We start from the raw sequence: 8784 nt of genomic DNA, 5'->3' as shown, positions 1-8784 counted from the left end.
GCTTGGCGGTGGCGGGGTAGAGCGGGATGAGGGCGCCGGCCCAGCTGTCGACGGCCTCCGCCGCCTCGCCGTCGGCGCCGCGCAGCAACTCGTACCAGGGCGCGGTGGATGGCGGCGTGCTCGCGGCGCGTGCGTGCGAAGGCGCCCTCCTCCTGGTAGCCGCGCCAGACCCGGGCGCGGAAGGTGCGCGAGGACAGGCCGTCCAGGATCGCGGCCATGGTCTCGTTGCCCGCGGCCGAAGCGATCTCGCGGTGGAAGGCCAGGTCGTGGGCGATGATCACCTCCGGATCCTCGGTGGCGTTCATCGCCGTCAGGTGCTTCTCGACCTCGGCGAGCTGGTCCGGGGTGATCCGGGCCGCCGCCAGCGCGGTCGCCGTCGACTCCAGGATGCGGCGCACCTCCAGCAACTCCACCAGGCGCGGGCCGCGGGACAGGTCGGCGACCACACCGAAGGTCTCCAGCAGGTCCCCGGCCTCCAGCTGGGTCACGTAGATGCCCGAGCCGTGCCGGGCCTCCAGTACGCCCAGCACCGTGAGCGCGCGGATCGCCTCCCGCATGGAGCTGCGGGAGATGCCGAGCTGGGCCGCCAGGTCGCGTTCGGTGGGCAGCCGCTGACCCGGCTCCAGCCGGCCCTCGCCGATCATCTCCTTGATCCGCTCGATGGCGCGCTGCGTCACGGTGCCCTTCTGGGGGGCTGTCTCGTCCACGCCGTTCCTCCACTCGCGGGGTGCGCCGCAGTCTAACCGGCAGAGTGGTCCGACCACTACGGCCTCAAGTCGGGAAAATATGGCCGCGGAGGGTGTTCCTCTGGCCGAGTGGTCTGATATCTATGCGGACATCTGCTCGAAGACCGCTCGACGAGGAGCCACCAGATGCTCGGCAGGACTGTGGGGAAGCGGAACAGGTTTCGGAGTGCCGGTACGGCGGCCACGGCCGTCGGAGCCGCGCTCGTGCTCGCCGCGTGCGGCAGCACCAAGGACTCGGGTGGCGCTGCCAGCGCGGGAGGTGACGGCAAGGGCAAGGTCGGGGTGATCCTGCCCCTGCTGACCTCGCCGTTCTGGCAGTCGTACAACGACTACGTGCCCAAGATGGCGAAGTCCGAAGGCGTGGACGCGCTGAAGACGGTCAACTCCAACAGCGACCCCTCGCAGCAGATCACCGACATCAACAACCAGCTCAACCAGGGTGTGAAGGGGCTCGTCGTGGCCCCTCTGGACAGCGCCGCGATCGAGGCCGGACTCAACCAGGCCGAGCGCAAGGGAGTACCGGTCGTCGCCGTGGACGTCGCCCCCGAGAAGGGCAAGGTCGCCATGGTCGTGCGCGCCAACAACGAGGCGTACGGAGAGAAGGCCTGCCAGTACCTCGGCAAGCAGATCCCCTCCGGCAAGGTCGTGCAGATCATGGGCGACCTCGCCTCGGTCAACGGCCGTGACCGCTCCGAGGCGTTCCGCGCCTGCGTGAAGAAGAACTTCCCGAAGCTGAAGGTCCTGGAGATCCCGGCCAAGTGGGAGTCCGACACCGCGGCCTCCAAGCTGGACACGCTGCTCAACGCCAACCCCGACATCAAGGGCATCTACATGCAGGCGGGCGGCGTCTACCTCGCGCCGACCCTGCAGACCCTGAAGTCCAAGAACATGCTGAAGACGATGGGCCAGAAGGGCCACATCGCGATCGTCTCGAACGACGGCATCCCGCAGGAGTTCGACGCCATCCGCAAGGGCGAGATCGACGCGACCGTCTCCCAGCCCGCCGACGCCTACGCCAAGTACGGCATGTACTACATCAAGGCGGCGATGGAGGGGAAGACGTTCAAGCCCGGTCCGACCGACCACGACTCGACCATCGTCAAGCTGCCCAGCGGCATCCTCGAGGACCAGCTTCCCGCGCCCCTGGTCACCAAGGACAACGTCGACGACGCCAAGCTCTGGGGCAACACGGTCAAATGAGCCTGCCACTGGTTGAAGCGCGTGGGGTCGTCAAACGCTACGGCCCCACCACCGCCCTCGCCGACGGCAGGCTCACTGTCCTGCCCGGCGAGTCCCACGCCCTCGTCGGCCGCAACGGCGCCGGCAAGTCCACCCTCGTCACCGTCCTCACCGGCCTCCAGGCACCGGACGAGGGCACCGTCAGCTTCGACGGCGAGCCCGCGCCGCCGCTCACCGACCGCACCGCCTGGCGCTCCAAGGTGGCCTGCGTCTACCAGCGGCCCACCGTGGTCCCGGAACTCACCGTCGCCGAAAACCTCTTCCTCAACCGTCAGCCCGACAGCCGGCGCGGCTTCTTCAGCTGGCGTCGGCTCCAGGCCGAGGCCGCCGAGGTCCTCGACACCTGGGACATCCACGTCGACCCCACCGCCCGCACCGCCGACCTCAAGGTCGAAGACCGGCAAATGGTGGAGATCGCCCGGGCACTGAGCCAGGGCGCCCGCTTCATCGTCCTCGACGAACCCACCGCCCAGCTCGACAACCGCGAGATCGAGCGCCTCTTCAGCAAGATGCGCGCGCTGCAGGAGTCCGGTGTCACCTTCCTGTTCATCTCGCACCACCTCCAAGAGGTGTACGAGGTCTGCCAGAAGGTGACCGTACTGCGCGACGCCCGCTGGATCACGACCGCACCCGTCGCCGAACTGCCCAGGGCGGCCCTGGTGGAGGCGATGGCGGGGGAGGCGCTGGCCGAGCAGCAGGCGGCTGCCGCGGACGCCGTGGTGGAGCAGGCGGAACAGGTGGAACAGGAGCGGGCCGACGCGTCCGTCGTCCTCGATGTCCAGGGCCTGACCTCGGACACGTACAAGGACATCGCTCTGACCGTCCGCCGTGGTGAGGTCGTCGGCCTCGCCGGTTCCAGTGGCAGCGGGAAGATCGCGCTCGCGGAGTCCCTCGCCGGGCTGCACACTCCGACCTCCGGAACCGCGCAGGTGGAGGGCAGACAGCTTCCGTTCGGCGATGTCCAGGGAGCTCTGAAGGCCGGCGTCGGCTGCGTCCCCCGCGACCGGCACGGCCAGGGACTCGTCTTCGGCATGTCCATCGGCGACAACGCCACCATGAGTGTCCTGGGCCGGCTCGGGCGGTACGGGTTCGTCGGCGCGGCCCGTAAGCGCTCCTTCGCCGCCGAGCTGATCCGGCGGCTGGACATCCACGCGGAGGGACCCGACCAGCCGGTCTCCGACCTCTCCGGCGGCAACGCCCAGAAGGTCGTGATGGCCCGCGCCCTCGCGTCGGACCCGCGTCTGCTGGTGCTCATCAACCCCACCGCCGGCGTCGACGTGAAATCCAAGGAGTCCCTGCTGTCCCGGGTGGACACCGCCCGCGAGGACGGCACCGCCGTCCTGGTCGTCTCCGACGAACTCGACGACCTGCGCCGCTGCGACCGCGTCCTCGTCCTCTTCCACGGCAGGGTCGTGGCCGAGTACCCGGCGGGCTGGCACGACCACGAGCTGATCGCCTCCATCGAAGGAGTGGACCATGGCTGACACGAAGGCCCCGTCGGCCTCCGCACCCATCCCCGTCAAAGCGCCCGAGGGCAAGGCCCTGCGGGGCGTGCTGCTTCACCGGGCCCGTGAACTGGCTCTGGTCCCACCCCTGTTGCTGCTCGTGGTGATCGGCGCCGTCGTCAATGACTCGTTTCTCACCGAGCGCACCCTGATCTCCATCCTCGCCTCCTCCGCCGCGCTCGCGATGGTGGTGCTGGCCGAGGCGCTGGTGCTGATCATCGGCAAGATCGACCTGTCCCTGGAGTCGGTGGTCGGTATCGCGCCCGCCATCGGCGCGCTGTTGGTGCTGCCCGCCGCACAGTACGGCTGGGGCACCGAATGGCCCGCCGCCCTCGCCCTCCTCGGGATCCTCGTCGTGGGCGGAGCGATCGGCGCGTTCAACGGCTTCCTCGTGGTGAAGCTCAAGCTCAACGCCTTCATCGTCTCCCTCGCCATGCTGATCGTTCTGCGCGGTCTGCTGGTCGGCGCGACCAAGGGCAAGACGCTGTTCTCGATGCCCGACGCGTTCTTCTCGCTGGCGACAACCACGTTCCTGCGCGTACCGATGTCGGTGTGGGTCGCCGCGATCTGCTTCGGTGTCGCCGGACTGATCCTCAAGTACCACCGGATCGGCCGCGCCCTGTACGCCATCGGAGGCAACGCGGACGCCGCCCGCGCCGCCGGCATCCGGGTCGACCGGGTGGTGTTCGGGGTGTTCGTCGTGGCGGGCGTCCTCGCCTCGGTCGGCGGGATCATGCTGACCGGCTACGTCGGCGCGATCAGCGCCAACCAGGGCAACAACATGATCTTCACAGTAATGGCGGCGGCGGTCATCGGCGGCATCAGTCTCGACGGTGGCAAGGGCACCATGTTCGGCGCCCTCACCGGTGTCCTGTTGCTCGGTGTCGTACAGACCCTGCTGCAACTCGCCCAGGTGCCGTCCTTCTGGATCCAGGCCATCTACGGCGGCATCATCCTGCTCGCCCTCATGATCGCCCGCGTCACCACCGGCCGCGCCCAGGACTGACCCGCCCCGACCCCGCCAACGACCGAAAGGCCCTCCGTGTCCCCGACGCCCGTCCGTATCACCGACGTCGACACCTACGACATCCGTTTCCCCACCTCGCGGGAGCTCGACGGCTCCGACGCGATGAACCCCGACCCCGACTACTCGGCGGCGTACGTCGTGCTGCGCACGGACAGCGACGACGCGGACGGCGGGCCCGAGGGGCACGGCTTCACCTTCACCATCGGGCGTGGCAACGATGTCCAGGTCGCCGCGATCCAGGCACTGCGCCACCACGTGGTCGGACGGTCGGTCGACGAGCTGTGCGCCGACCCGGGTTCGCTGTTCCGGGACCTGATCGGGGACAGCCAGCTGCGGTGGCTCGGCCCTGAGAAGGGCGTGATGCACATGGCGATCGGCGCGGTCACCAACGCCGTGTGGGACCTGGCGGCCAAGTGCGCCGGCAAGCCCTTGTGGCGGCTGCTCGCCGAGGCCGACCCCGAATGGCTGGTCGGACAGATCGACTTCCGCTACCTCACCGACGCGCTCACCCCGGAAGAGGCGCTGGAACTCCTGCGCAAGGGCCGGGAGGGCGCGGCCGACCGCACCACGACCCTGCTCGCCAAGGGTTTTCCCGCCTACACCACCTCCGCGGGCTGGCTCGGCTACGACGACGAGAAACTCACCCGGCTCGCCTCCGAGGCCGTCGCCGACGGCTTCAGGCAGATCAAGCTGAAGGTCGGCGCGGACCTCGACGACGACATCCGGCGCTGCCGCGTCGCCCGCTCCGTCGTCGGCCCCGACATCCGCATGGCGATCGACGCCAACCAGCGCTGGGACGTGGACGAGGCGATCCGCTGGACCAAGGCCCTCGCCGAGTTCGACGTGTACTGGATCGAGGAGCCCACCAGCCCCGACGACATCCTCGGCCACGCGGCCATCCGCCGGGCCGTTGCGCCGGTGAAGGTGGCCACCGGCGAGCACGTGCAGAACAGGGTGGTCTTCAAGCAGCTCCTCCAGGCCGGGGCCGTCGACATCGTCCAGATCGACGCGGCGCGGGTCGCCGGAGTCAACGAGAACCTGGCGATCCTGCTGCTGGCGGCCAAGTTCGGCGTCCCGGTCTGCCCGCACGCGGGCGGTGTCGGCCTGTGCGAACTCGTCCAGCACCTGTCGATGTTCGACTACGTGGCGCTGTCCGGCACCACCGAGGACCGCGTGATCGAGTACGTGGACCATCTGCACGACCACTTCCTCGACCCGGTGGTGATCCGGGACGGTCACTACACGGCACCCAATGCGCCGGGCTTCTCGGCCGCCATGCGACCGGAGTCCCTGGCGCGGTACACCTTCCCCGACGGCGCCTTCTGGGCGGCCGACCTCCAGACCCAGCAGAATGACGACACCCCCCACAAGAAGGGTCAGGCGGCATGACCGACTTCGAGGGCCTCAAGGCCCTGGTGACCGGCGGCGCCTCCGGCATCGGCCGGGCGACGGCGGAACTCCTGGCGGCGCGCGGCGCCCAGGTCGCGGTACTCGACCTGGACCCGTCGTCGGTGGACAAGCCGCTCCTCGCCCACCGGGCCGACGTCACCGACGACGCCTCCGTACGCACGGCCGTCGCGGCCGCGGCGAGCGACCTCGGCGGACTGGACGTCGTGGTCAACAACGCGGGCATCGGCGCCCAGGGCACCATCGAGGACAACTCCGACGACGAGTGGCACCGGGTCCTGGACGTCAATGTCGTCGGCATGGTCAGGGTGGCCCGTGCCGCCCTGCCCCACCTGCGGGAATCCACCCACTCGGCGATCGTCAACACCTGCTCGATCGCGGCCACCGCGGGCCTGCCGCAGCGGGCGCTGTACAGCGCGACCAAGGGTGCCGTGTACTCCCTCACCCTCGCGATGGCCGCCGACCACGTCCGTGAGGGCATCCGCGTCAACTGCGTCAACCCCGGCACGGTGGACACCCCCTGGATCGGCCGGCTGCTGTCCAAAGCCGCCGACCCGGCCGCCGAACGCGCCGCGCTGGAGGCCCGCCAGCCCACCGGCCGGCTGGTGAGCGCCGACGAGGTCGCGAGCGCGATCGCCTACCTGGCGAGTCCGCTGTCCGGCGCCACCACCGGCACGTCACTCGCCGTGGACGGTGGCATGCAGGGCCTGCGGCTTCGACCGGCGGGCCGGTGAGCACGCTGGGCCGAAGCGGCGTCGAGGTCAGCGCCCTGGCCTTCGGCGCCGCCGCCATCGGCAACCTCTTCACCGAGGTCGGCGAGGAGCAGGCGCACGAGGCGGTGACCGCCGCCTGGCAGCGGGGCGTGCGCTACTTCGACACCGCCCCGCACTACGGCCTCGGCCTGTCCGAACGCCGGCTCGGAGCGGCCCTGCGGGAGCACCCCCGCACCGAGTACACCGTCTCGACGAAGGTGGGCCGCCGTCTGGAGCCGACGCGGGACGGGGGCGACGACCTGGCGAACGGTTTCGCGGTCCCCGCCACCCACCGCCGCGTCTGGGACTTCACCGCCGACGGCGTACGACGCACCCTGGAGGCGAGCCTTCAGCGGCTCGGCCTCGACCACGTCGACGTCGTCTACCTGCACGACCCCGACGACCACGCCGAACAGGCCTTCCGGGAGGGCTATCCGGCCCTGGAGAAACTCCGCTCGGAGGGCGTCGTCGGCGCGATCGGCGCGGGCATGAACCAGGCCGGGATGCTCACCCGCTTCGTCCGGGACACCGACGTCGACGTGGTGCTGTGCGCCGGCCGCTACACCCTGCTGGACCAGCACGCGCTCGCCGAACTGCTCCCGGCCGCCGTGGCACGCGGCACCTCCGTCGTCATCGGCGGCGCCTTCAACTCCGGGCTGCTGGCCGACCCCCGGCCCGGGGCGACCTACAACTACGCACAGGCACCGGCCGAGTTGCTGGATCGGGCCCTGCGCCTGAAAACGGTCGCCGACCGCCACGGCACCACCCTGCGGGCCGCCGCGCTGGCCTTCTGCGCCGCCCCCGCCGCGGTCCCGAGCGTCCTGGTCGGCGTCCGGTCGGCGGCCGAGGTCCACGACTGCGCCGACCAGTTCGCCGCCCAGGTCCCCGCCGCCTTCTGGCAGGAACTGCGTGACACCGGCCTGCTGCCCGCCGACGCCCCCGTCCCCACCGAGGAACAGTCATGAGAGTCGCCCTGCACACCAAGGTCCGCGCCGACCGCGTCGACGAGTACGAGGCCGCTCACCGCGAGGTCCCGGTCGAGCTCACCGACGCGATCCGCGCCGCCGGGGCCACCTCCTGGACGATCTGGCGCAGCGGCACCGACCTCTTCCACGTCCTGGAGTGCGAGGACTACGCCCGTCTCCTGGCCGAACTGGAGAACCTCCCGGTCAACGTCGCCTGGCAGACCCGCATGGGCCGGCTGCTGGACGTGGTGCACGACTACTCCGGCGAGGGTGCGGACGCCGGTCTGCCCGTCGTGTGGGAGCTGCCGTGACCGTGGACGCGCACCACCACGCGTGGGACCTGTCCGTACGGGACCAGGACTGGATAGAGGAACACAGCCCGCTGCGGCGCGATTTCACTATGGCCGACCTCCAGCCCGAGGCCGACGCGGCCGGAGTCGACCGCACCGTCCTCGTCCAGACCGTCACCGTCGCCGAGGAGACCCCGGAGTTCCTCGCCCTCGCGGCCGGCCACGAACTGATCGCGGGCGTGGTCGGCTGGACCGACCTCACGCGCCCCGACGTCGCCGACGAACTGGCCCGGCTGCGGGAACTCCCCGGCGGGCAGTACCTCAAGGGCATCCGGCACCAGGTCCAGGGCGAGCCGGACCCCCGGTGGCTGCTGCGGGCGGACGTACGGCGCGGCCTCGCCGCCGTCGCCGACGCCGGACTGGTCTACGACCTCCTGGTGCTGCCCCACCAGCTCCCGTCCTGCGTCGAGGCGGCGGCCGACCTGCCCCAACTCACCTTCGTCCTGGACCACTTGGGCAAGCCGCCGATCGCCTCCGGGGCCCTCGAACCCTGGGCGGGCGACATCCGCGCCCTCGCCGCCCTGCCGAACACCGTGTGCAAGCTCTCCGGCATGGTCACCGAGGCGGACATCGGCTCCTGGACCGTCGACGACCTGCGACCGTACGCCGAGGTGGCGGTGAACGCCTTCGGTCCGGACCGGCTGATGTTCGGCTCGGACTGGCCGGTGTGCACGCTCGCGGCGACCTACGGCGACGTGCTGGACGCGGCGGCCGCGCTGACCGACCCCGCCGACCGCACCCGCATCTTCGAGACCACCGCCACCCGCGTCTATGACCTTTGAGGCACCCGCGC

The 8784-nt window shown here is 70.6% G+C and carries 9 protein-coding genes; 8 read left to right on the top strand and 1 reads right to left on the bottom strand.

All coding sequences use genetic code 11. The features are described 5' to 3' along the window. Positions 1 to 707: GntR family transcriptional regulator (locus ABZ027_RS29315; RefSeq protein WP_356773576.1), on the bottom strand; the 707-nt coding region annotated here is incomplete at its 3' end. A gap of 165 nt (positions 708 to 872) precedes the next feature. Between ABZ027_RS29315 and ABZ027_RS29310 the strand changes: the two genes are divergently transcribed. From ABZ027_RS29310 to ABZ027_RS29275, 8 genes are read left to right on the top strand one after another with little or no spacing between them, the layout of a single operon-like run. Then, positions 873 to 1946, top strand: a complete 1074-nt coding sequence (locus ABZ027_RS29310; protein WP_356773574.1) for a sugar ABC transporter substrate-binding protein — start codon at positions 873 to 875, stop codon at positions 1944 to 1946. Continuing rightward, positions 1943 to 3469, top strand: coding sequence for a sugar ABC transporter ATP-binding protein (locus tag ABZ027_RS29305; protein ID WP_356773572.1), 1527 nt, complete (start codon positions 1943 to 1945; stop codon positions 3467 to 3469). Before ABZ027_RS29310 ends, ABZ027_RS29305 begins: the two co-directional genes overlap by 4 nt. Next, positions 3462 to 4496: an ABC transporter permease gene (locus tag ABZ027_RS29300; protein ID WP_356773570.1), complete on the top strand. Its 1035-nt coding sequence runs from the start codon at positions 3462 to 3464 to the stop codon at positions 4494 to 4496. The genes ABZ027_RS29305 and ABZ027_RS29300 overlap by 8 nt, the downstream gene beginning before the upstream one ends. A 36-nt stretch (positions 4497 to 4532) precedes the next feature. Further along, positions 4533 to 5906, top strand: a complete 1374-nt coding sequence (locus ABZ027_RS29295) for an L-fuconate dehydratase (protein WP_356773568.1) — start codon at positions 4533 to 4535, stop codon at positions 5904 to 5906. Beyond that, positions 5903 to 6658: an SDR family oxidoreductase gene (locus ABZ027_RS29290; protein ID WP_356773566.1), complete on the top strand. Its 756-nt coding sequence runs from the start codon at positions 5903 to 5905 to the stop codon at positions 6656 to 6658. Before ABZ027_RS29295 ends, ABZ027_RS29290 begins: the two co-directional genes overlap by 4 nt. After that, a complete protein-coding gene (locus tag ABZ027_RS29285; protein ID WP_356773564.1) occupies positions 6655 to 7641 on the top strand; it encodes an aldo/keto reductase in 987 nt (328 codons plus the stop codon). The genes ABZ027_RS29290 and ABZ027_RS29285 overlap by 4 nt, the downstream gene beginning before the upstream one ends. After that, entirely contained in the window at positions 7638 to 7952 is a 315-nt protein-coding gene (locus ABZ027_RS29280) for an L-rhamnose mutarotase (protein WP_356773562.1), read from the top strand. The genes ABZ027_RS29285 and ABZ027_RS29280 overlap by 4 nt, the downstream gene beginning before the upstream one ends. Then, on the top strand, positions 7949 to 8773 hold the full coding sequence (locus tag ABZ027_RS29275) for an amidohydrolase family protein (RefSeq protein WP_356773560.1): 825 nt from the start codon (positions 7949 to 7951) through the stop codon (positions 8771 to 8773). Before ABZ027_RS29280 ends, ABZ027_RS29275 begins: the two co-directional genes overlap by 4 nt. Positions 8774 to 8784: the final 11 nt, after the last annotated feature.

The organism is Streptomyces sp. NPDC006332 (assembly GCF_040612855.1).
In the GTDB taxonomy this organism is placed as follows: domain Bacteria; phylum Actinomycetota; class Actinomycetes; order Streptomycetales; family Streptomycetaceae; genus Streptomyces.
This window is presented reverse-complemented; position numbering and strand designations above follow the sequence as displayed.

What these genes read in the sequence shown, in the direction of transcription:
- ABZ027_RS29280 (WP_356773562.1), top strand. Translation starts at nt 7,638, where the DNA reads ATGAGAGTCGCCCTGCACACCAAGGTCCGCGCCGACCGCGTCGACGAG.
- ABZ027_RS29300 (WP_356773570.1), top strand. Translation starts at nt 3,462, where the DNA reads ATGGCTGACACGAAGGCCCCGTCGGCCTCCGCACCCATCCCCGTCAAA.
- ABZ027_RS29305 (WP_356773572.1), top strand. Translation starts at nt 1,943, where the DNA reads ATGAGCCTGCCACTGGTTGAAGCGCGTGGGGTCGTCAAACGCTACGGC.
- ABZ027_RS29310 (WP_356773574.1), top strand. Translation starts at nt 873, where the DNA reads ATGCTCGGCAGGACTGTGGGGAAGCGGAACAGGTTTCGGAGTGCCGGT.
- ABZ027_RS29290 (WP_356773566.1), top strand. Translation starts at nt 5,903, where the DNA reads ATGACCGACTTCGAGGGCCTCAAGGCCCTGGTGACCGGCGGCGCCTCC.